We start from the raw sequence: 21,927 nt of genomic DNA, 5'->3' as shown, positions 1-21,927 counted from the left end.
GGGGTGGATGGCGCTCATGGCAGATCTCAGAACCGCGCTTGCAGGGACAGTTCGAACGAGCGCGGCGCGCCCAGGTAGTACATCGGCGTGCCGGTGATGTTGGCCGCGTACACCTTGTCGGTCAGGTTGCGGACCCGGCCGGTGACGGTGAAGTGGCGGTCGATGCGATGCGACAGGGCGGCGTCGAACACGATGTAGGACGGCGCCCAGACGGTGTTGGCGGCATCGGCGTAGGTGCGGCCCACATAGCGTGCGGCGGCGCTGGCGGTCCAGTCCGGCATGAAGGCGTAGTCCAGCCACAGATTGGCCACGCGGCGCGGCGTATTGGTCGGCACCTTGCCGTTGCGCGACACGGCCACGCCGTTGACCGTCTGCGAGAAATCGTCGTACTTGGGGTCGACGAACGCCACGTTGGCCTGCAGCGACAGGGTGCGCGTCAGGCGCAGGCCACCGGCCAGTTCCAGCCCGCGGGCCGATTGCTGGCCCACCGGCACGCTGACCGCCGGATTGTTCGGATCGGGCGCGGAGATGTTCTTGCGCGTGATCTCGTAGGCGGCGATGGTGGCCGCCCCGCGGCCGTCCCAGAATTCGAACTTGCCGCCCACTTCCTTTTGCGTGCCGGTGGTGAGCTTGTCGTTGTTCAGCACGTCGGCGAACGAGGCCGTGGCCATGATGCCGGACGGGGGATCGGCCGCGGTGGCGTACTGCGCATACAGCGAGGCCTGCGGCGTCACCACCCAGTTGACGGCCAGGCGGCCGGTGGTGGGCGAGTAATCTCGCGAGGCGGACGCGGGCGAGCTGGCCGAGACGGCGCGGCGATTCGTCAGGTCCAGGTCGATGAAGTCGCGGCGCAGCGCGGACACGATCGCTACGCCCGGCAGCACCTCGGTGCGGTTTTCCAGCGTGAATGCCAGCGTGCGGATGCGGTTGTCACGGTCCGGGTTATGGCCGCGCGTCATGCCGGGGATGTCGTAGAAATAGCCCGGCGAAAAATCGTAGGGGTCCACGGCATCCACCGTGGCGGGCAGGCTGGTGGGATAGCGGGTCTGCTTGTTCACGCTCAGGTCGGCGCCGAACGACCAGCTGCTGGGCAGGCCGGCCAACGAGGATTCGACCAGGCCTTCGACCCGGTTGCCGACCAGGCTTTGCTCGTGCCGCTGCAGCAGGGCGCCCGAGCGCAGCACGCGGCTGTTGGCGCCGTTGTAGCGGTAGGTTTCCAGGTTGCGGAAATCGCGTTCGGCCCGGTAGTAGTACAGCGTGTTCTTGAACGTCACGCCGGGCGCGGCGCGCCACTCGGTCAGCGAGCGGGCCCACAGCACCGACTGCTCGTACAGCCCGTCGTCGACGTTGTAGTTCTTGAAACGCGTGCCGCCGCGGATATGGCCTTCGCCGCTGACTTTGCCGTCCGCGCCCACCGTGAGCGGCGTGCCCCAGTAGGGCCGTTCGACCCGCTCGCGCTGGTATTCGAAGGCCCAGGTCTGTGTCACGTCGTCGCCCAGGTCGGACAGCAGCGAGGCCGCCACCTGCGTCGCGCTGGAATGGTTGCCGTCGACCCAGCCGCGGCTGGACGTGGTGTTGGCGTCGATGCGTAGGTAGTGGCCGCGGCCGCCGTTTGATCCCGCCAGTTGCTGGTTGATGCCGGCCGACAGCTGGCGCGTGTCGAACGAGCCCAGGCGGAGCTGGCCTTCGTAGAAGGTGTCGCGTTCGGCCAGCTTGGTGACGTAGTTGATGGCGCCGCCGACCGCGCCGGCGCCAAACAGGAAGGTCGACGGGCCGCCGATGGCCTCGACCCGGTCGTAGATCCAGCTGTCCACCGGCCGCGCCGCGGCCGAGTCGTATTGCACCGAGATGCCGTTGAACAGCTGCGACACCTGGCCGCCGGAAAAGCCGCGATAGCTGACGGCGCCGGCTGAGCCGGGCGGCGAGGCGTTGTCCACGCCGGGAATGCCGCGGGCGATTTCCTGGGTGTTTTGCGCGCCGCGGGCTTCGATCTGGGCGCGGTTGATGACGGTGACGGACGCCGGCGTTTCGCGCAGGGTCAGGCCCAGGCGGCTGCCGGTGCCGTCGATGCGGTTCAGGTCCAGCGGGCCGTTGGGCTTGCCCTCGGCGTCGTCGCCTTCCACCACGGTGGGCGCCAGGGTTTCGATGGCGGGGTCGGTGGTGAGCGCCAGGGCGGGGTTGGCGGCGCAGGCGCCGGCCAGCAAAGAGGCTGCGTAGGTTTTTTTCATGGTCCAGGCCGGCCAAGGCCGGCTTGCGCACCTGCGGGCCGCGCCGCTCAAGAAGGCGGCGTCAGGGCAGGCGTTGATTCCGGGATACCGCCGGCGCATCGAAGGCCGGCGAGGAGCTCAAGCGCAGGGCGCTGCGGCCGCCGCCCAGGGGCGAACGGCCGTGCGCGGACTCAGGCGGCGGGCGGGGCGCGCGGCTGGGCCGCGCTCCAGGCGTAGAGGGGATGCGAGGCGCGGTAGAACAGCGCCGGATAGGTGACCCGGCTGGGCGGGGCACGCAGGACGAGCAGCGGCGCGGGCAGGATGCCGATGTCGGCCTGGGGGTTGCGGCAGAACGGGCAGTGGTTGCTGTCGCCGTGGTGGGCCGCGTGATCGGCCGGTGCGCCGTCGGACGGCACGTCGATGGTCAGTGACGATTTGCCCTCGGGGGCGCAGTAGTCGACGGTGACCTGGCGGTTAGCGCCGCCCTCGGCGTGGCTGCCGTGCGCCAACGACGGCACCAGGGACGCCCAAAGGATCGCGAAAAGGGCGATCCAGGCGTAGCCGCGGTGCAGGAAGTGGGCGAGGTGCATGACGGCGCATTATATCCAGGCTCTGTCAGCACCAGAAGACGCTTCGCGGCAGGGCCGCAGCCCCTGGGCCGGTTCAGACGGAGAGGTGGCGCCGCACGTCGTCGCCGTCGATGGCCGCCCGGTCGCCGCTGGCCACCACTTCGCCGCGCGACAGCACCACGAACCGGTCGGCCAGCTCGCGGGCGAAGTCGAAATACTGTTCGCACAGCAGGATGGCGATGTCGCCGCGCTGGCGCAGCATGTGGATCACCCGGGCGATGTCCTTGATGATCGACGGCTGGATGCCTTCGGTCGGTTCGTCCAGGATGATGAGCTTGGGCTCGGCCACCAGCGCGCGGGCGATGGCCAGTTGCTGCTGCTGCCCGCCCGACAGGTCGCCGCCGCGCCGCGCCAGCATGCTTTTCAGCACCGGAAACAGTTCGAACACCTCTTCCTTGATGCGGCGGGCGCGGGCGGCGGGCTTGGTCGCCATGCCCATCAGGATGTTCTCTTCGACGGTGAGACGGGCGAAGATGTCGCGCCCTTGCGGCACGTAAGCCATGCCGCGCGCGGCGCGTTGGTGCGGCGCCAGCCGGGTGATGTCGGCGCCGTCGAAGGCGATATCGCCGCGCGCCACCGGCAGCACGCCCATCACGCACTTGAGCAGCGTGGTCTTGCCCACGCCGTTGCGGCCCAGCAGCGCCAGGCATTCGCCCTGGTTCACCGCCAGCGAGACGCCGCGCAAGGTGTGGCTGCCGCCGTAGTATTGGTCGATGGTGGTTACGTTCAGCATGTCAGCGCCCCAGATAGACTTCGATCACGCGCGGGTCGGCCTGCACGCGGGCCATGGGCCCTTCGGCCAGCACCGAGCCTTCATGCAGCACCGTCACCTTGCCGTCGCCGGCGATCTGATTGACGAAGTCCATGTCGTGCTCGACCACCATCAGCGAATGACGGCCGCGCAATTCGTTGAGCAGTTCGCCGGTGCGTTCGGTCTCGGCATCGGTCATGCCGGCCACCGGTTCGTCCAGCAAGAGCAGCTGCGGTTCCTGCATCAGCAGCATGCCGATCTCCAGCCACTGCTTCTGGCCGTGCGACAGCAGCCCGGCGGGGCGGAAGGCCTCGGGCCGCAGGCGGATCAGGTCCAGCGTTTCGCCGATCTTGTCGGCCTGCGCGCCGGTCAGGCGCGAGAATAGCGTAGGCCGCACGCGCTTGTCGGTCTTCATCGCCAGCTCCAGGTTCTCGAACACGCTGTGCTGCTCAAACACCGTGGGCCGCTGGAACTTGCGGCCGATGCCGGCGTGGGCGATCTGCGCCTCGGTAAGCGTGGTCAGGTCGATGCTCTGGCCGAAGTAGGCGGTGCCGGCGGTGGGACGCGTCTTGCCGGTAATGACGTCCATCATGGTCGTCTTGCCGGCGCCGTTGGGGCCGATGATGCAGCGCAGTTCGCCCACGCCGATGTCCAGCGTCAGGTCGTTCAGCGCCTTGAAGCCATCGAAGCTGACGGTGATGCCTTCCAGGTACAGGATGGCGCCGTGGCTGGTGTCCAGGCCCTTGGGGCTGACGCGGCCGTAGCCGGCGTCGCCGCTGGGACCACCGTCGAGCTGGGCCGTTTCGGAATGGGTGCTGGTCATGCGCGTCGCTCCTGGTAGCGGGCGGCCAGGCGGCGGGCCAGGCCAACGATGCCGGTGGGCAGGAACAGCGTTACCAACACGAAGATCAGACCCAACGCGTACAGCCAGAATTCGGGCAGCACGCTGGTGAACCAGGTCTTCAGGCCGTTCACGGCGCCGGCGCCGATGATGGGGCCGATCAGCGTGCCGCGCCCGCCGGTGGCCACCCAGATCACCATTTCGATCGAGTTCTCGGTGGACATTTCGCTGGGGTTGATGATGCCGACCTGCGGCACGTACAGCGCCCCGGCGATGCCGCACAGCACGGCCGACAGCGTCCAGACGAACAGCTTGAAGCCCAGCGGGTCATAGCCGATGAAGCGCAGCCGGCTTTCGGCATCGCGCACCGCCGTCAGCACCCGTCCCAGCTTGGACTGGGTGACGGCGCGCGCCAGCACCAGCGCGCCGGCCAGCGCCGCCAGCGTGATCCAGTACAACGCGGCGCGGGTGCCCGGCGCGGTGATGTCAAAGCCCAGGATGCGCTTGAAGTCGGTAAAGCCGTTGTTGCCGCCAAAGCCCGTGTCGTTGCGAAAGAACAGCAGCATGGCCGCGAAGGTCAGCGCCTGCGTGATGATCGAGAAGTACACGCCCTTGATACGCGAGCGGAACGCGAAGTAGCCGAACACAAAGGCCAGCACGCCCGGCACCAGCACCACCAGCAGCATGGCGTAGCCGAAGTGCTCGGTGAAGGCCCAATACCAGGGGTAATCCTTCCAGTCCAGGAACACCATGAAGTCCGGCAGGCGGCTCTGGTAGACGCCGTCGCTGCCGATGGCGCGCATCAGGTACATGCCGTGGGCGTAGCCGCCCAGCGCGAAGAACAGGCCATGGCCCAGCGACAGGATGCCGGCGTAGCCCCACACCAGGTCCAGCGCCAGCGCGGCCATGGCATAGCACATGAATTTTCCCAGCAGTGCCACCGCATAGGCCGAGACATGCAACGGATGGCCGGCGGGAAACACCAGGTTCAGCAGCGGCACCAGCGCCAGCACCAGCGCGGCGGCGGCCAGCGCGGTCCAGGCGCGGCCGGTGTAGAGCGGCCGGCGCGATTGCAGGGTCAGGTCGGTCAGCGCGGTCTGTTTCATTCGACGCTCCGGCCGCGCGGGGCGAACAGGCCTTGCGGCCGTTTCTGCACGAAAAGCACGATGAGCACCAGGATGGTGATCTTGGCCATGACCGCTCCGGCGTAAGGCTCCAGGAATTTGTTCACGCCGCCCAGGCCCAGCGCCGCGATGACGGTGCCGGCCAACTGGCCCACGCCGCCCAGCACCACCACCATGAAGGAATCGACGATGTAGGCGCGGCCCAGGTCCGGGCCCACGTTGCCCAGCTGCGACAGCGCCACGCCCGCCAGCCCGGCGATGCCCGAGCCCAGGCCGAACGCCAGCATGTCGACGCGGCCGGTGGGTACGCCCACGCAATCGGCCATGCGGCGGTTCTGCGTGATGGCGCGTACGAACAGGCCGAGCCGGGTGTGGTTCAACAGCGCCCACACCAGGAACACCACGAACAGCGCGAAGCCGATGATGACCAGCCGGTTGTAGGTCAGCACCAGCCCGCCCAGCACGGTGATGCCGCCCGACATCCAGCTGGGGTTGCCCACTTCCACGTTCTGCGCCCCGAACAGCGTGCGCACGCCCTGCATCAGCATCAGGCTGATGCCCCAGGTGGCCAGCAGCGTTTCCAGCGGCCGGCCATACAGCCAGCGGATCACGGTGCGTTCCAGCGCCATGCCCACCAGCGCGGTGAACACAAAGGCCAGCGGCAGCGCCGCGGCCACGTACCAGTCCAGCCAGCCCGGCAGCCAGGCGCGGAACGCCGTCTGCACCAGGTAGGTGACGTAGGCGCCGATCATCAGCAGCTCGCCGTGCGCCATGTTGATGACGCCCATCAGCCCGAAGGTGATGGCCAGCCCCAGCGCCGCCAGTAGCAGCACGCTGCCCAGGCTGAGACCGTAGAACAGGTTGCCGGCCCATTCGATGGTGGCCAGGTGCCGGTCGATGCGCTTGATGGCATTGGCGGCCGCCTCGCGCACGCCGGCGTCGGGCTCGGCGTAGACGCCGTCCTGCTGCTGCGTCAGCGCGGCCAGCGTGGGCCGGAACGTCGCGTTGTCGGTGCGGCCCAGCAGGTCGACCGCGTGGCGCCGCACGGCGGGGTCGGCGCTCTTGAGTTCAAGATTGGCCTGCGCGATTTCCAATGCCGCGCGCACGCCTTCGTTCTTTTCGGCGGCCAGGGCCTTTTCCAGGAGCGGCAGGCGCGCCGGGTCGCCGGTCTGTTGCAGGCGGCGGGCCGCGGCCAGCCGTTCCTGCGGATTGTCGGAAAACAGCCGCGAGCCGGCCAGCGCCGCCTCGATGGCGCGCCGCAGCCGGTTGTTGATGCCGATGGAGGCAGCGCCCGCGGGCAGATCGGTGGCCGCGCCGGTGGCCGCGTCCGTGGCCGGGCCGCTGCCGTTGCCGATCAGCACGCGGCCATCCGGCAGCGCATACAACTGGTCGCTGCCCAGCGCCTGCAACGCGGCGGCCGCCAGCGGGCTGGGCAACTGGCCCAGGGCGGCGATTGCCTGCAGCTTGGCGTCGGTGTCGTCGCCCGCCAAGGACGCCAGCAGCGCGGGATCCACGCCGGGCGCCGCCGCGTGAGCGGACAGCGCCGGCGTGGCCAGCAGCCATGCAAGCAGGAAATGACGCAGGAATTTCGCGATAGCCGCATTCAGCATGGCTGCGTGTCCGGTTCCGGTTTAAAGGCCCTGCTTGCTTTCGTTGCCCGGGATGTAAGGGCTCCAGGGTTGCGCGCGGATCGGACCCTTGCTTTTCCAGACCACGTTGAACTGGCCGTCCGCCTTGATCTCGCCGATGTAGACCGGCTTGTGCAAGTGATGGTTGGTCTTGTCCATTTCGATCGTGAAGCCGCTCGGGGAATTGAACTTCTGCCCGCCCATGGCCGCGATCACCTTGTCGACGTCGGTGGTCTTGGCCTGCTCAACCGCCTGCTTCCACATGTAGATGCCGATGTAGGTGGCTTCCATCGGGTCGTTGGTGACGACGGTGCTGGCGTTGGGCAGGTTTTTGGCCTTGGCGTAGGCCTGCCATTTCTTGATGAAGGCCTCGTTGACCGGATTCTTGATCGACTCGAAGTAGTTCCAGGCGGCCAGGTGGCCGACCAGGGGCTTGGCATCCACGCCACGCAGCTCTTCTTCACCGACCGAGAAGGCCACCACCGGCACATCGGTGGCTTTCAAGCCGGCGTTGCCGAGCTCCTTGTAGAACGGCACGTTCGAGTCGCCGTTGATGGTGGAAATGACGGCGGTCTTGCCGCCCGCGGCGAACTTCTTGATGTTGGCCACGATGGTCTGATAGTCGGAATGGCCGAACGGCGTGTAGACCTCGTCGATGTCGCTGTCCTTTACGCCCTTGGAATGCAGGAAGGCGCGCAGGATCTTGTTGGTGGTGCGCGGGTAGACGTAGTCGGTGCCCAGCAGCACGAAGCGCTTGGCGCCGCCGCCGTCTTCGCTCATCAGGTATTCCACCGCCGGGATCGCCTGCTGGTTGGGCGCCGCGCCGGTGTAGAACACATTCTTTTCCAGCTCTTCGCCTTCGTACTGCACCGGGTAGAACAGCAGGCCGTTCAGTTCCTTGAATACCGGCAGCACCGACTTGCGCGACACCGAAGTCCAGCAGCCGAACACCGCCGCCACCTTGTCCTGCGACAGCAGTTGGCGCGACTTCTCGGCGAACAGCGGCCAGTTCGATGCGGGGTCGACCACCACGGCTTCCAGCTTCTTGCCCATCACGCCGCCGTTGGCGTTGATTTCATCGATGGTCATCAGGGCCACGTCCTTGAGCGACGTTTCCGAGATGGCCATGGTGCCCGACAACGAATGCAGGATGCCGACCTTGATGGTGTCTTCGGCGGCGTACAGCTGTGGCATCCAACCGGACAGGGCCAACAGGCTCACGGCGGTCAGTTGCTTAAGGACTAGTCTGCGTTTCATGGTGACTCCTCTGGAGGAAGAAGCCGGCGGCGCCGGCGGCATGGGCGTGACCAGGACTTCAAAGCAAAAGCCGTGCCAACCGCGGCGAACGGCGGGTGCGCTGTAGTAAGGGGAAGGGTTTTCGATGACGGCGCGGCCGCTGGCGGCGACGCGGTGCGCGATTCAATCTGGTGCCGCGTGCACAGTATCGGTGCGCGCATTGCCCGCTGTGGGTGCGTGCAAGGGCGGCGCGACGGGCGGCGCGTGCCGCGGTTGCGCGGTCTTGCCCCAGGGCGCGCGGGGAGAAGGCGCGGGGCGCGCCGGACATGGCACGCGTATTGCTTGGGTATCCGTACTTGTATACAAGAAAGGATTCCAGCATGAATGCCGTAGCAACGCAGCAGGGCCCCCTCGGTTGGACGATCACGCAATGGCTATCGGCCTATCGCGAAGGCGGGGCCACCCCCGAGGCGCTGTTGATGCCCCTGGCCGCGGCGCCGGCTGCGCCGGCCGACAACGCCTGGATCGCGCGGGTCAGCCCCACGGTGCTGGCGCGCCAGCTTGACGATCTGCGCCTGCTGCTGGCCGCCGCGGGCGGCGACCTGGCCCGGTTGCCGCTGTATGGCGTGCCCTTCGCGGTCAAGGACAACATCGACGCCGCTGGCTGGCCCACCACGGCGGCGTGCCCGGAATTCGCCTACACGCCGGACGAGGATGCGACCGTGGTGCGGCGCCTGCGCGCGGCCGGCGCCATCCTGGTCGGCAAGACCAACCTGGACCAGTTCGCCACGGGCCTGGTCGGCACCCGCTCGCCGCATGGCGCGGTGGCCAATGCGTTCAATCCGGACTACGTCAGCGGCGGCTCCAGTTCCGGCTCGGCGTCGGTGGTGGCGCGCGGCCTGGTGGCGTTTTCGCTGGGTACCGACACGGCTGGCTCGGGCCGGGTGCCGGCGGGCTTGAACAACATCGTGGGCCTGAAACCCACCAAGGGCTGGCTGAGCACGGCGGGCGTGGTGCCCGCCTGCCGCACGCAGGACTGCGTGTCCGTGTTCGCGCTGACGGTGGACGACGCCGAGCAGGTCGCCGGCATTGCCGGCGGCTACGACGAGCGTGATCCCTATTCGCGTCCGCAGCCGGCCGGCGCGGCCGCGCCCTGGCCCAAGACGCCGCGGCTGGCCGTGCCCGATCGGTTGGAATTCTTCGGCGACGCGCAGGCGGCCGAGGCTTTCGACGCGGCGGTGCAGGCGCTCAAGGCCGGCGGCGCGCAGGTCGAGGCGATCGACTTCGCGCCCTATGCCGAGCTGGCCGCGTTGCTGTATCAGGGCCCATGGGTGGCCGAGCGCTTTGCCGCGGTCGAGCCCCTGTGGCAAGAGAACCCCGCCGCGATCCACCCGGTGGTGCGCGGCATTGTCGAAGGGGCCGCGAATTACAGCGCGCTGGATGTGTTCAAGGCCGAATACCGCCGCGCCGAGCTGGCGCGCCAGATCCAGCAATCGCTGCACGGCTTTGACGCGCTGGTGGTGCCGACCTCGCCGACGATCTACACCATCGCGCAATTGCAGGCGGATCCGGTCCGGCTCAATTCGCGATTGGGCGTGTACACCAATTTCGCCAACCTGGCCGACCTGTCCGCGCTGGCCTTGCCGGCGGGCATGCGGGGCGACGGGCTGCCGGCCGGCATCACGCTGATCGGCCTGGCCTGGCAGGACCACGCGCTGGCGCAATTCGGCCGCCAATGGCAGGCGCAGCGCGGCCTGCCGCTGGGCGCCACGGGCCAGCCGCTGCCCGCGCCGGGTCCGCAGCCGGCGGATCCGAACACCTTGCGCGTGGCCGTGGTGGGCGCCCATCTGACGGGCATGCCGCTGAATCATCAGTTGACCTCGCGCCGCGCGGTGCTGGTCGAAAAGACCCAAACGGCAGCCGATTACCGGCTGTACGCGCTGGCCAACACCACGCCGCCCAAGCCCGGGTTGGTCAAGTCCGACAGCGGCGCGCCCATAGAGGTGGAGTTGTGGGACATCCCGGTGGCGGCGTTTGGCGCCTTCGTGGCCGAAATCCCGGCGCCGCTGGGCATCGGCACGCTGGAGCTGCACGACGGCCGCCAGGTCAAGGGCTTCATCTGCGAGCCGCGCGGCCTGGCCGGCGCTCGCGACATCACCGCTTTCGGCGGCTGGCGCGCCTATCTCGCCAGCCTGAACGCCACCCCCCGCTAATCCAAGACCGCCTCTGGGAGCCGACCCCGTGTTCGATACCGTCCTGATTGCCAACCGCGGAGAAATCGCCGTCCGCGCCATTCGTACCCTCAAACGGCTGGGCATCCGCAGCGTTGCCGTGTATTCCGACCCCGACCGCAACGCGGCCCACGTCAAGGAGGCCGACGTGGCCGTGGCGCTGGGCGGCGAGAAGGCCGCCGACAGCTACCTGCGCATGGACCTGCTGCTGCAAGCCGCCCGCGCGCACGGCGCGCAGGCGATCTATCCGGGCTACGGCTTCCTGTCGGAAAGCGCCGAGTTCGCCGAGGCCTGCGAGGCCGCGGGCATTGCGTTCGTCGGCCCCACCGCGTTGCAGATACGCGAGTTCGGCCTGAAGCACCGTTCGCGTGAATTGGCGGCCGAGGCCGGCGTGCCGATGACGCCCGGCACGGGCCTGCTGTCCAGCCTGGGCGAGGCGCTGACGCAGGCCGAGCGCATTGGCTATCCCGTGATGCTCAAGAGCACCGCGGGCGGCGGCGGCATCGGCCTGTCGCGTTGCGACAGCGAGGCCGAGCTGACGGCGGCCTTCGACAGCGTGCAGCGCATGGGCGAACACTTCTTCCGCGATGGCGGCGCGTTCATCGAGCGCTATGTGGATAACGCGCGCCACGTCGAAGTGCAGATCTTCGGCGACGGCGCGGGCCGCGTGCTGGCGCTGGGCGAGCGCGACTGCTCGGTGCAGCGGCGCAACCAGAAGGTTATCGAAGAGACCCCGGCGCCGCTGCTGCCGGCCGCCACCCGCGCGGCCTTGCTGGACGCGGCGGTCAAGCTGGGCGAGTCGGTCGGCTACCGGTCGGCCGGCACGGTGGAATTCATCTATGATCCGGCGCGCGATAGCTTCTATTTCCTGGAGGTCAACACGCGCCTGCAGGTCGAGCATCCCGTGACCGAAGCCGTGACAGGGCTGGACCTGGTGGAATGCATGTTGCGCGTGGCGGCGGGCGAGCCGCTGGACATCGACGCCATGACGCGCGCACCGCAAGGCGCGGCCATCGAGGTGCGCCTGTATGCCGAAGACCCGCTGCGCCAGTTCCAGCCGTCGCCCGGCGTGCTGACCGATGTGTTCTTCCCGGAAGGTGTGCGGCTGGATGGCTGGGTCGCCACGGGCACCGAGGTGCCGGCCTTCTACGACCCAATGCTGGCCAAGCTGATCGTGCACGCGGGCACGCGCGAGGCGGCGCTGGACAAGCTGGCCGACGCGCTGGCCAACACCCGCCTGCACGGCATCGCCACCAATCTGGACTACCTGCGCCAGATCGTGGCGGACGAGCGCTTCCGCGCGGGGCAGTTGTCGACCCGCTTCCTGGACAGCTTCGCGTATCAACCGGCCGCCATCGAAGTGCTGGAAGCCGGCACCTACACCAGCGTGCAGGACTATCCGGGCCGCACCGGCTACTGGGACATCGGCGTGCCGCCCTCGGGCCCGATGGATGACTATGCCTTCCGCCTGGCCAACCGCATCGTCGGCAATGCGCCGGATGCGGCCGGCATCGAGGCCACGCTGGTCGGCCCGACGCTGCGCTTCCATGGGGATGCCCTCATCGCGCTGACCGGCGCCGAATGCGCCGCCACGCTGGACGGCGAACCGGTGCCGATGTGGCGGCCGGTCACGGTGCGCTCGGGCCAGGTACTGGCCACCGGCCGCGCGCTGTCCGGCTGCCGCAGCTATCTGGCGGTGCGCAACGGGCTGGACGTGCCGGTGTACCTGGGCAGCCGTTCGACCTTTGCGCTGGGCCAATTCGGCGGCCATGCCGGCCGCACGTTGCGGGTAGGCGACATGCTGCCGGTGGTGCGCTCCGGGCTGCCTGCCGCCAACGCCGCGCCGCCCGTGGCCGAGCCGCAGGCGGCCGCGCCCGAACTGATCCCCCGCTACGGCAATACCTGGGAAATCGGCGTGCTGTACGGGCCGCACGGCGCGCCCGACTTCTTCCGTCCCGAAGCCATCGACGAATTCTTCGCCGCCGATTGGGAGGTGCACTACAACTCGAACCGGCTGGGCGTGCGCCTGACCGGGCCCAAGCCCACCTGGGCGCGTGAGAACGGCGGCGAGGCGGGCCTGCATCCTTCCAACATCCACGACTGCGAATACGCCATCGGCAGCATCAACTTTACCGGCGACAGCCCCGTCATCCTGACGCGCGACGGTCCCAGCCTGGGAGGCTTCGTGTGCCCGGTCACGATCGCCCGCGCCGAGCTGTGGAAGGTGGGCCAGGTCAAGCCGGGCGACCGCATCCGCTTCGTGCGCATCGACTACCGCGAGGCGGTAGCGCTGGAAGCGGCGCAGGACCGCAGCGTGGCATCGCTGACGTCGGTCGCGCCGCAAGCCACCACGCCGGCGGCGCCGCCGCAGACCGCATCCGAAACCATCGTGGCCGCATTGCCGGCCGAGGGGACGCGCCCGTCGGTGTCTTACCGTCAGGCGGGCGACGGGTACCTGCTGCTGGAGTATGGCGACAACGTGCTGGACCTGGCGCTGCGCATGCGGATTCATCTGCTGATGCAAGCGCTGGCCGCCCGCCCCATCGACGGCGTGCACGAGCTGTCGCCGGGCGTGCGTTCGCTGCAGATCCGCTACGACAGCCGCGTGATCCTGCAGGACGCGTTGATCGCGCGGCTGCTGGAGATCGAGGCTGGCCTGGCCGACGTGGCGACGCTGAAGGTGCCGACCCGGGTGGTGTACCTGCCGATGGCGTTCGAGGATTCGGCCACGCTGGGCGCGGTGCAGCGCTACCAGGAAACGGTGCGCGCCAGCGCGCCGTGGCTGCCGAACAATGTGGACTTCATCCAGCGCATCAACGGCCTGGCCAGCCGCGAGGACGTGCGCCGCATCGTGTTCGACGCGAGCTACCTGATCATGGGCCTGGGCGACGTATACCTGGGCGCGCCGTGCGCGGTGCCGATCGATCCGCGCCACCGCTTGCTGACGTCGAAGTACAACCCGGCCCGCACCTTCACGGCCGAGGGCACGGTGGGCATCGGCGGCGTGTACATGTGCATCTACGGCATGGATTCGCCCGGCGGCTATCAGCTGGTGGGCCGCACGCTGCCGATCTGGAACAAGTTTCTGAAGAACCCGGTGTTCCAGGACGGCAAGCCCTGGCTGCTGCGCTTTTTCGACCAGGTGCGGTTCTATCCGGTGAGCGAGGCCGAGCTCGATACGCTGCGCGAGGATTTCCGCGAAGGCCGCGCGACGGTGCGGATCGAGCAAGAGGTGTTCGATTTCGCGGCGTACCAGCGTTTCGTGGCGGACGAGGCCGACAGCATCGGCGCGTTCCAGACGCGGCAGAAGGCGGCGTTCGATGCCGAAGTGGCGCTATGGAAGAGCGAGGACGTGGCGGCCGCGCCGGTCGAGGCCGAACCCGAGCCGGAGACGGCGCTGCGCGAGGGCGAACGCCTGGTCAGCGCGGACATGTGCGGCAATATCTGGAAGATTCCGGTGCAGGTGGGCCAGAGCGTGTCGGCCGGCGACACGCTGGTGGTGGTGGAGGCCATGAAGATGGAGCTGTCGGTGATTGCGCCGGCCTCGGGGACGGTGACGGGTATCCGCTGCGTGCCGGGCAAGCCGGTGAACGCGGGCGATCCGCTGATCGTGCTGGCCGAAGATGCCACTTGCCCCGTGACCTGATGATGGCGGGCGAATCGGTGCGGATCAGCCCGGCGCTGCGTCAGGCGCCGGCGCTGGCGGGGTCGCTGGCGGACCAGGTGTACCAGCGCCTGAAGGACGAGCTGTTCGATTTCCGGCTGCTGCCGGGCGACCGCTTCACCGAGGCCGAATTGGCGCTGCGGCTGGGCGTGAGCCGCACGCCGGTGCGGCTGGGGCTGGCGCGGCTGGAACGCGAAGGCTTCGTGGTGCCGAGTCCGCGCAGCGGCTGGCAGGTGCGGCCGTTCGATTTCGAGCGCTTCGAGGCGCTGTATGACGTGCGGGTGGTGCTGGAGCTGGCGGCGGTGGAGCGGTTGTGCGCGCGGGAGCATATGGACGAAAGCGGGATGCTGGGGGCGCTGACTGATGTGTGGCTGGTGCCGCCGGCGCAGCGGATTCTGGATGGCCGGTTGGTGGCTGAGCTGGATGAGGCGTTTCATTGCTCTCTCGTCGCGGCGGCAGGAAATCCAGAGATGGCGTTGATTCATCGGGAGGTGACCGAGAAGATCCGGATCGTCCGGCGGTTGGATTTCACCAAGGAGTTTCGGGTGGATGCGACCTATGAGGAGCATGGGGCGATTTTGCGGGCGGTTTTAGCGCGTCGGGCGGAGGCGGCGGGGAGGATGTTGCGGGGGCATATCGAGATGAGCAAGGCGGAAGTGCGGAAGATTACGTTGCATATGCTTTATGAGGCTCGGGGGTGATTGCTTTGCAGCGATTGGGGTTCTTTAGACGCGCTGGGCAACGGCGGCCGGCCGGGAGCGGGGCTACGATTGCGGTCCGGAGCCTTCGCTCCGGACTGCCCCTTCCTCATCTTCGTTGTCGCCTTCGGCGACTGCCTTCCGATTCCGTCGGGCGCATCTACACGCCCCGCCCTCCCTGTCCGCCTGCCCGCCACGCTGTGATGGAGCGGGTTTGTGGCGGTGCTGGGGCGAGGGGTGTGCTTGGCGTTCTGGTGGGGAACGGGAGTGGGGTGAAAGATCTTGCGGGGTCGCCCAAGCGGCCGCGCCGGCGGCCTTTTTGGGCCTTTGAGGGTGCTGGGTCAAGGCGGTTGAGGATGGCTTTTTAGGGGAGACCTGATTTTGGCGCGGCAGGTTTAGGCTTGGATATTGGCTTGCAGGCCGGTGGGGACTTGCGGGGGCTTGGTGGTTTCCGGGGAGGCCTGGTTTGGTGCCCAGTGCAGGAACTGCCCCTGCGCTCTTGAATTGGAGAGCGTGGTGTGTCGTGCTGGCGTGTGGCCCTGCCCTGGTTCAGTCCAGCTTGTAGCTTTTCAGGTGGATGCTGGTTTCGGTGGCGGAGATGGCTTTGATCAGGCGGACGCGGTCCAGGACGCGGGACATTTCTTCGATGTTGGCCACGCGCAATTCGGCCAGGAGGTCCCAGCGGCCGTTGGTGTCGTGCAGGGCGACGACGGCGGGGTCGCCCAGGAGGATGCTGACGACGCGGCGGGTTTCGTTGCCGTCCACGGCGATGTTCATCCAGGCGCCGATCTGGTCGGGTTCGGATTCGGGACGCAGGCGGACGGTGTAGCCGACGATGACGCCCTCGTCTTCCATGCGCGCGATGCGGTTGTTGATGGTTCCCCTTGAAACGTCGAGCTTTTTGGCCAGGGTTGCCACGGTTGCGCGAGCGTCGGCGCGCAACAGTCCCAGCAATTGCTGATCGAGTGTGTCCATGATTGTTCCCGCGTAAAAATTGGCGCCAATTTCACATCTTATACGGATTCGGCGGGGCGCAGGACCTGCGGGCGCGTCTGCCTGGGCCGCGGCCGCGTGGGGCGTTTTTGCCACGGCCCCAATTTACCCCGTTTGGATTGGCGCCAATTTTTGCTATATTTTGCGCCGATCCGGGCGAGCCCTCCGGGGCAGGTCCGCGCTGCGCTTCTCAGTCCGCCTTAATTCCGAAAAGATTCTCAATTTGATTTCCGCTCTCATTAATGTGTGAGTGATTCCTGGAATGTCCATGCCTATCCCCTTCCCTGCGCGCCGCCTTGCGCTGGCGCTGGCTTTGCTGACGCTGGCTGCCAACGGCCATGCGCAAACCGCGCCAGCCGCGGCCGCCGCCAATCCCGGCGCTTCCGCCGACAACAACACCCTGGGCGCGATCAGCGTCGTGGGAGACTGGCTGGAGAATCCCAGCGATGAAAAGGTGCTGGAGCATGGCGGGGCGCGCACCATCGTCGACCGCGCCGCGTTCCAGGACACGGGCGCGACCAACGTGCGCGACGTGCTGCGCCGGATCCCGGGCGTACAGGTCCAGGAAAGCAACGGCACGGGCGGCAGCGACGTGTCGCTGAACGTGGGCGTGCGCGGGCTGACCTCGCGCCTGTCGCCACGCTCGACGATCCTGATGGACGGCATTCCGCTGGCGGTGGCGCCCTATGGCCAACCGCAGCTGTCGATGGCGCCGGTGGCGCTGGGCAATCTGTCGGCGGTGGACGTGGTACGCGGCGCGGGCTCGGTGCGCTATGGCCCGCAGAACGTGGGCGGCATCATCAACTTCGTGACGCGCGCGATTCCGCAGGACTTCACGGCCGACGCCTCGGTCGAGACCGACATGTACAGCCACGGTGGCGTGAAGACAACGCCCAGCGCGTTCATCGGCGGCACCAACGATCGCGGCCTGGGCGGCGCCCTGCTCTATTCGGGCACGCACGGCAATGGGTTCCGCGACAGCAACGACCGCGTCGACATCGATGACGTGATGCTCAAGGGCACTTACCGCATCGGCGCGGACGACCGCATTTCGGCGTCGCTGCACCACTACGAAGGCCGCGCCGGCATGCCCGGCGGCCTGACCACCAAGCAGTATTCGCAGGACCCGTTCCAGTCCACGCGGCCGTACGACAATTTCACCGGCCGCCGCACCGACACGTCGTTCCGCTACAACCACGACGACGGCGTCAACAAGTTCGAATTGCTGACGTACTACACCGACAGCTTCCGCGGCAGCAGCATCGAGACCGAAGGCACCGGCGCCAACGCCGGCCAGCGCCGCCTGACGTTCAACCCGCGCAACTATCACACGTTCGCGATCGAGCCGCGCTACTCGCGCCTGTTCCGCGGATCGGACGTGACGCAGGAAATCAGCGTCGGCTACCGTTATCTGAAGGAAGCCAGCGACGAACGCGCGTCGCGCACGGCGTTCTATGTGCCGGACGGCCCGTTCGACCCGCTCAACGCGCCGAACCCGCAGTACCAGTTCCGCACCGGCGGCACCACCGCGCACGCGGTCTACATCGACGACACCATCAACGTTGGCAACTGGACCATCACCCCGGGCGTGCGCTACGAGTTCATCGATTCTTTCCTGAACGACAAGTCCAACCCCGCCGCCAAGAAATACACCAGCATCAAGTCCGAAGAGCCCCTGCCCTCGCTGTCGATCGTGTATCACCTGAGCGAGCAATGGAGCGTGTTCGCCAATGCCGGCCAGTCGTTCGGTCCGCTGCAGTACTTCCAGATCGCCTCGACCACCAACGGCCTGCATCCCGAAAAGGCCACCACGTATGAAGTGGGCACCCATTTCAACAGCGGCGGCTGGAAGGGCGAGTTGACCCTGTTCAACATCAACTTCGACGACGAGCTGCAGCTGCGCGGCGGCACCAACGGCGGCTCGGACGCGTGGACCAACCTGGGCGCCACGCGCCACCGCGGCGTGGAAACCGGGCTGTCGTACGACCTGGGCGAGCTCACCGCAGCGCTATCGGGCATGTCGGTGTACGGCACCTACACCTACACGCAGGCCACCTACAAGGCGGGCGTGTTCGAAGGCCGCGACCTGCCGTTCTATTCTCGCAACGTGGCCTCGCTGGGCGCGCGCTATACGCGCAACCAATGGACCTTCAACGTCGATACCTTCCTGCAGTCCAAGCAGCGCTCGCCCGGCTCGCCGGATCCCGGCGCCACGTACCAGACCACCGAAAGCGCCAACGGCGCCTACGGCGACATCCCCGGCTACGGCACGGTGCACGTGCGCGCCGCCTACGATTTCGGCAAGCAGATGCACAACCTGAACATCGCGCTGGGCGTGAAGAACCTGTTCGACAAGCGCTACTTCACCCGTTCCACCGACAACAACGCGGGCAAGTACGTGGGCATGCCGCGCACGGTGTACCTGCAGGCTTCGCTGGCGTATTGATGGCGACGCGGCACGCCGGCATCCGGACCAGGCATCGTCGGATGCCGCTGCGGCCGGACACGGCGGCGGCCCGGCGCCTTACTTCCTGAACAGGCGCTTGGCCAGGCTGACCACGCCCAGCACCACGGCCCCGGCCACGATGCCGAACAGGGCGCTGAGCACGGTCGACGTCAAGAGCGGCAGCAAGCCGCTGCCCGTGGCGGCGGCGACGTGCTCGATGGCGGCGCCCAGCGGCGCGATGCCGTGGGTGAGGATGCCGCCGCCGACCATGAACATGGCGGCGGTACCCACCACCGATAGCGTCTTCATCAGGTAGGGCGCGGCCACGACGATGCGCTTGCCCAGCCAGGCCGCGGCCTGCGAGCGCTTGGTGCTGAGATACAGGCCCAGGTCGTCGAGCTTGACGATGCCCGCCACCAGGCCATAGACGCCCACCGTCATGACCAGGGCGATGCCGGCCACCACGATGGTCTGGCGCACCATGTCGGCGCCAGCCACAGCGCCCAGGGTGATCGCGATGATTTCCGCCGACAGGATGAAGTCGGTGCGCACCGCGCCTTTGATCTTGTCGCGCTCGAACGCCACCATGTCCACCGAAGCATCCTGCAGGGCCTCGGCGCGGGCGGCGTGATTGCCATCGGCGGTATCGCCGTGCGGCAGGAATTTATGCGCCAGTTTTTCCACGCCCTCGAAACACAGGAAGGCTCCGCCCACCATCAGCAGCGGTGTCACGGCCCAGGGCGCGAAGGCGCTGATCACCAGGGCCGACGGCACCAGGATCAATTTGTTGAGGAAAGAGCCCTTGGCCACCGCCCACACCACGGGCAGTTCGCGGTTGACCGGCACACCCGAGACCTGCTGGGCGTTGAGCGCCAGGTCGTCGCCCAGCACCCCGGCGGTTTTCTTGGCCGCCACCTTGGTCATGACGGAGACGTCGTCAAGAATGGTGGCGATGTCGTCGAACAGGGCGAAAAAGCTACTGCCGGCCATGTGGGGCCCCCGGAGTGGAGATGACCGAGTGTACAGGCGCCGCGGCGCGCCAGGACAGCCGGGGCCGCCGCCGCGCCAGGCCGGGTTCAGGCCTTGATATACACCCAGGCGTGCACACCGGATTTCAGCAGCACCGACACCCGCTTGTAATCCGAGACCTCGTAGCGGTCGGCGGCTTCGAGTTCCCGTTGGGTGATCTCGAACACCATGCCCGCCACTTCGTCCTTGGGGTCGTAGCTGGCGTAGACGATGGGGTGCTGCGCCAGCCCGCTGGTCTTGATGACCTCGGGGTCCGTGATTTCCACCCAGCGCTGCACATAGCCGGTCATGGCGTCGGCCTTGCCCGAGAGTTCACGGCCGAAGTTGGCGCGTTGCACGGCCTTGTCCTGGAGGGTTCCGTAGGAAAACAGCAGAACCGCGGATTCGTTCGATTCAGGCACCTTCGTGTCCTTTAGGAAATGGTGTACACGCGACTTTACACCAGCGGCCGGCCGTCATCGAACCGCAACCAAAAGGTCATGTTGACCGACGAACGGCAGGCATTCGGTCTGTAGACCTGTGCCGACAAGCCCGCGAACCGCCTGGTTCGCGGGCGTATTCGTACAAGATTGTTTGTTGCAAATGAAGCGTAGGGAATGCCGCGGCAAGGGACTACCGTGGGTTGGTGGCATCTCGCCGCGACAACCAAGAGGTACGCACCATGACTTTCCCCACTCGCTACCAGGCTTCGTCGAATCAACCGGACCAGAACCAGACGCCCAACAAGCAACAAGAGCAGCAAACGCAGCAACAGAAGGAAGATGCCGCTCGCAAGCAGGCTCAAGTCGACAAGGACAAGGCCACCGCCACGTCCGGCAAGCAAAGCACCTGACGTTCTCCGTGGTCCTTTGCGGACCCGCATACTTTTCCATGCAGTACGACGGGCACATTGCCCGCAGCGCCCGACACCCTGGCTTAGCCCAGCCTAGGCCGACGCACCGCTGAAAAACAAGAAGGCCGCCCGGTTGCCCTGGGCGGCCATGTTGTTTGGAGGACCGCGATGCGCATGCGCCATGCAAGCGCCGCGCCGGTTCACGCGCTTAGACGGGTCTGGCATGCGCGTCCACCACGGTACGGCCATGGTTGATCGCGGCATCCACCGCCATGCCTGGGCTGGACACGAAGCCACCCGATGCGAACAGCGGCACGACGTAGGGTTCGCCAAGACGGTCCTGATCGCCGGCAAGCTCCACGGCCACGGTCGCGGTGAAAGCGGGCCGGCCCGAGCCGCCCACGGAAATGCGGGAAACGCTGGCTGTCAGCCGGTAGCCCTTGTAAACCATATTGTTGTGAAACATAAGCCTCCCGTCGTTGATCAAAAGGCCCGTCAAGGGCCTTTGTTCACAAGGTGCGGATTTGCGTGGCGTGGGGGCCTTTGGCGCCCTGCGCGGTGACGTAGCTGACGCGCTGGTTTTCAAGCAGCACTTTGTGCCCGTCGCTGACAATCTCGGAGAAATGAGCGAACAGATCCTTGCCGCCGTTCTCGGGCATGATGAAGCCAAAGCCCTTGGCATCGTTGAACCATTTGACGATTCCGGTTTCCATAATCCATTCCTTTAAATAGCGGACACAGCCCGCGAGAGTGAGCCTGTCAAGGAAAGGACTGCGAACAATGAAGCGCCCCGCAGGGGGTGCAAGACCGGACGAAAATCACGATGCTCGAAAAGCTTCAAGTCCACTATGGGTGTAGGGCCGGATAATGTCAATCAGCGTTTCCAATTACCACCCTTATTATTTTTGCACGCATGCTTAGCTGGTTTTTGCGCTGATATTGGCTTTTATTCGCGGGAAATCACGTTATTTCGCCGCGCATCCACGCTTTATGCGTAACACCTTGGCTTTTTCATACGGCGACGCGCCAAAGCGCGTATCCTGCAATGATGGTGCTTGAACGCGCGTCCCTCGCCCGCATCGCCATGCATAGGAGCACGGCAATGAACAAGCAACCGCCCCCCCACACGACAAGTCCTCGCCCCGTCCGCGCGCTCCCGGCTGCGCGAGCGTGAGCGCCTTCTCACGGACTGTCGCGCGTTTCGCCAACGCCTGCGTCAAGCTGCTGCCCAGCGCCGGCACCCCGCCGCCGCCGCGCGGCAACAGCGCGCATACCGACGCACGCCCCAGCCATGCGGCCATTTCGTCGCCGTGGCGCATCTACCGCATCTATGCGCGCCCCGATCAACTGCTGATCCGCAACGAGCACGGGCAAATCCTGGAGCTGGGTATCATGAAGGGCAGCGAGCCCAACCTGAGCTATCGGCTGAACACCAGGAACCTGCAGGGCCAGGGTTTCGCCACGCGCACGCTGTTGCTCGACGACATCGCGCGCCGCATCGAAGCCGGTGAAATCAGCCGCGAGCTGCTCAACCTGCCCGAATGCACCGCGCCGCTGGGTGCCGACCTGGACCGCGGCACGCATACCGATGTGTCGATGAAGCTGGCGCGCTAGGGGC

18 protein-coding genes are annotated in these 21,927 nt (G+C 67.1%); 6 read left to right on the top strand and 12 right to left on the bottom strand.

Going from position 1 to position 21,927, the window contains the following annotated elements; all coding sequences use genetic code 11:
• Positions 1-26: 26 nt before the first annotated feature.
• The 7 genes from A9974_RS24265 to urtA form a co-directional block, all read right to left on the bottom strand.
• The gene (locus A9974_RS24265) at positions 27-2,228 is read right to left on the bottom strand and encodes a TonB-dependent siderophore receptor (RefSeq protein ID WP_183006758.1); all 2,202 of its coding nucleotides are present in this window, start codon (positions 2,226-2,228) and stop codon (positions 27-29) included.
• Between the two features lie 170 nt (positions 2,229-2,398).
• Positions 2,399-2,797 (bottom strand): DUF2946 domain-containing protein, encoded by a 399-nt coding sequence (locus A9974_RS24260; protein ID WP_183006757.1) that lies wholly within the window; start codon positions 2,795-2,797, stop codon positions 2,399-2,401.
• Positions 2,798-2,870: 73 nt separating this feature from the next.
• Entirely contained in the window at positions 2,871-3,569 is a 699-nt protein-coding gene (gene urtE, locus A9974_RS24255) for an urea ABC transporter ATP-binding subunit UrtE (RefSeq protein WP_183006756.1), read from the bottom strand.
• A 1-nt stretch (position 3,570) separates the two neighbouring features.
• Positions 3,571-4,410, bottom strand: a complete 840-nt coding sequence (gene urtD, locus A9974_RS24250) for an urea ABC transporter ATP-binding protein UrtD (protein ID WP_183006755.1) — start codon at positions 4,408-4,410, stop codon at positions 3,571-3,573.
• Positions 4,407-5,534, bottom strand: coding sequence for an urea ABC transporter permease subunit UrtC (urtC, locus tag A9974_RS24245; RefSeq protein WP_183006754.1), 1,128 nt, complete (start codon positions 5,532-5,534; stop codon positions 4,407-4,409). The genes urtD and urtC overlap by 4 nt, the downstream gene beginning before the upstream one ends.
• Positions 5,531-7,162, bottom strand: a complete 1,632-nt coding sequence (urtB, locus tag A9974_RS24240; protein ID WP_183006753.1) for an urea ABC transporter permease subunit UrtB — start codon at positions 7,160-7,162, stop codon at positions 5,531-5,533. Before urtB ends, urtC begins: the two co-directional genes overlap by 4 nt.
• Before the next feature lie 21 nt (positions 7,163-7,183).
• Positions 7,184-8,437, bottom strand: coding sequence for an urea ABC transporter substrate-binding protein (gene urtA / locus A9974_RS24235; RefSeq protein ID WP_183006752.1), 1,254 nt, complete (start codon positions 8,435-8,437; stop codon positions 7,184-7,186).
• Positions 8,438-8,796: 359 nt separating this feature from the next.
• On the opposite strand from urtA, the gene atzF reads away from it, so the two are divergent.
• From atzF to A9974_RS24220, 3 genes are read left to right on the top strand one after another with little or no spacing between them, the layout of a single operon-like run.
• Positions 8,797-10,629 carry an allophanate hydrolase gene (atzF, locus tag A9974_RS24230; RefSeq protein WP_183006751.1) on the top strand — a complete coding sequence of 611 codons (1,833 nt, stop codon included), beginning with the start codon at positions 8,797-8,799 and terminating at the stop codon, positions 10,627-10,629.
• A 28-nt stretch (positions 10,630-10,657) separates the two neighbouring features.
• Positions 10,658-14,293 (top strand): urea carboxylase, encoded by a 3,636-nt coding sequence (gene uca, locus A9974_RS24225; RefSeq protein ID WP_183006750.1) that lies wholly within the window; start codon positions 10,658-10,660, stop codon positions 14,291-14,293.
• On the top strand, positions 14,293-15,012 hold the full coding sequence (locus A9974_RS24220) for a GntR family transcriptional regulator (RefSeq protein WP_183006770.1): 720 nt from the start codon (positions 14,293-14,295) through the stop codon (positions 15,010-15,012). Before uca ends, A9974_RS24220 begins: the two co-directional genes overlap by 1 nt.
• 546 nt (positions 15,013-15,558) lie before the next feature.
• On the opposite strand, the gene A9974_RS24215 is transcribed toward A9974_RS24220, so the two are convergent.
• Positions 15,559-15,984 carry an Lrp/AsnC family transcriptional regulator gene (locus tag A9974_RS24215; RefSeq protein ID WP_183006749.1) on the bottom strand — a complete coding sequence of 142 codons (426 nt, stop codon included), beginning with the start codon at positions 15,982-15,984 and terminating at the stop codon, positions 15,559-15,561.
• Positions 15,985-16,270: 286 nt separating this feature from the next.
• On the opposite strand from A9974_RS24215, the gene A9974_RS24210 reads away from it, so the two are divergent.
• Entirely contained in the window at positions 16,271-18,448 is a 2,178-nt protein-coding gene (locus A9974_RS24210; protein WP_183006748.1) for a TonB-dependent siderophore receptor, read from the top strand.
• Positions 18,449-18,526: 78 nt separating this feature from the next.
• Here A9974_RS24210 and A9974_RS24205 read toward each other — a convergent pair whose 3' ends face one another.
• Together A9974_RS24205 and A9974_RS24200 are read right to left on the bottom strand one after the other, a co-directional pair.
• A complete protein-coding gene (locus A9974_RS24205; RefSeq protein WP_183006747.1) occupies positions 18,527-19,438 on the bottom strand; it encodes a DUF808 domain-containing protein in 912 nt (303 codons plus the stop codon).
• An 86-nt stretch (positions 19,439-19,524) separates the two neighbouring features.
• Positions 19,525-19,878: a gamma-glutamylcyclotransferase family protein gene (locus A9974_RS24200; RefSeq protein WP_183006746.1), complete on the bottom strand. Its 354-nt coding sequence runs from the start codon at positions 19,876-19,878 to the stop codon at positions 19,525-19,527.
• Positions 19,879-20,138: 260 nt separating this feature from the next.
• On the opposite strand from A9974_RS24200, the gene A9974_RS24195 reads away from it, so the two are divergent.
• Positions 20,139-20,309, top strand: coding sequence for a hypothetical protein (locus A9974_RS24195; RefSeq protein ID WP_183006745.1), 171 nt, complete (start codon positions 20,139-20,141; stop codon positions 20,307-20,309).
• A gap of 208 nt (positions 20,310-20,517) precedes the next feature.
• On the opposite strand, the gene A9974_RS24190 is transcribed toward A9974_RS24195, so the two are convergent.
• Both A9974_RS24190 and A9974_RS24185 read right to left on the bottom strand, forming a co-directional pair.
• Positions 20,518-20,775 carry a hypothetical protein gene (locus A9974_RS24190; RefSeq protein ID WP_183006744.1) on the bottom strand — a complete coding sequence of 86 codons (258 nt, stop codon included), beginning with the start codon at positions 20,773-20,775 and terminating at the stop codon, positions 20,518-20,520.
• 43 nt (positions 20,776-20,818) lie between these two features.
• The gene (locus A9974_RS24185) at positions 20,819-21,022 is read right to left on the bottom strand and encodes a cold-shock protein (protein ID WP_025137012.1); all 204 of its coding nucleotides are present in this window, start codon (positions 21,020-21,022) and stop codon (positions 20,819-20,821) included.
• Between the two features lie 457 nt (positions 21,023-21,479).
• Here A9974_RS24185 and A9974_RS24180 point away from each other — a divergent pair, with 457 nt between their 5' ends.
• A complete protein-coding gene (locus A9974_RS24180; RefSeq protein ID WP_183006743.1) occupies positions 21,480-21,923 on the top strand; it encodes a hypothetical protein in 444 nt (147 codons plus the stop codon).
• Positions 21,924-21,927 lie beyond the last annotated feature (4 nt).

The organism is Achromobacter sp. UMC71, assembly GCF_014170305.1.
Taxonomy (GTDB): domain Bacteria; phylum Pseudomonadota; class Gammaproteobacteria; order Burkholderiales; family Burkholderiaceae_B; genus Achromobacter.
Note: the sequence above shows the minus strand (reverse complement) of the source record. Positions and strands in the feature narration are given on the sequence as shown.

Bases quoted from the DNA above. Each gene is read 5' to 3' on its own strand.
- A9974_RS24265 (WP_183006758.1), bottom strand. From the start codon at position 2,228: ATGAAAAAAACCTACGCAGCCTCTTTGCTGGCCGGCGCCTGCGCCGCC.
- A9974_RS24260 (WP_183006757.1), bottom strand. From the start codon at position 2,797: ATGCACCTCGCCCACTTCCTGCACCGCGGCTACGCCTGGATCGCCCTT.
- urtE (WP_183006756.1), bottom strand. From the start codon at position 3,569: ATGCTGAACGTAACCACCATCGACCAATACTACGGCGGCAGCCACACC.
- urtD (WP_183006755.1), bottom strand. From the start codon at position 4,410: ATGACCAGCACCCATTCCGAAACGGCCCAGCTCGACGGTGGTCCCAGC.
- urtC (WP_183006754.1), bottom strand. From the start codon at position 5,534: ATGAAACAGACCGCGCTGACCGACCTGACCCTGCAATCGCGCCGGCCG.
- urtB (WP_183006753.1), bottom strand. From the start codon at position 7,162: ATGCTGAATGCGGCTATCGCGAAATTCCTGCGTCATTTCCTGCTTGCA.
- urtA (WP_183006752.1), bottom strand. From the start codon at position 8,437: ATGAAACGCAGACTAGTCCTTAAGCAACTGACCGCCGTGAGCCTGTTG.
- atzF (WP_183006751.1), top strand. From the start codon at position 8,797: ATGAATGCCGTAGCAACGCAGCAGGGCCCCCTCGGTTGGACGATCACG.
- A9974_RS24220 (WP_183006770.1), top strand. From the start codon at position 14,293: ATGATGGCGGGCGAATCGGTGCGGATCAGCCCGGCGCTGCGTCAGGCG.
- A9974_RS24215 (WP_183006749.1), bottom strand. From the start codon at position 15,984: ATGGACACACTCGATCAGCAATTGCTGGGACTGTTGCGCGCCGACGCT.
- A9974_RS24210 (WP_183006748.1), top strand. From the start codon at position 16,271: ATGCCTATCCCCTTCCCTGCGCGCCGCCTTGCGCTGGCGCTGGCTTTG.
- A9974_RS24205 (WP_183006747.1), bottom strand. From the start codon at position 19,438: ATGGCCGGCAGTAGCTTTTTCGCCCTGTTCGACGACATCGCCACCATT.
- A9974_RS24195 (WP_183006745.1), top strand. From the start codon at position 20,139: ATGACTTTCCCCACTCGCTACCAGGCTTCGTCGAATCAACCGGACCAG.
- A9974_RS24190 (WP_183006744.1), bottom strand. From the start codon at position 20,775: ATGTTTCACAACAATATGGTTTACAAGGGCTACCGGCTGACAGCCAGC.
- A9974_RS24185 (WP_025137012.1), bottom strand. From the start codon at position 21,022: ATGGAAACCGGAATCGTCAAATGGTTCAACGATGCCAAGGGCTTTGGC.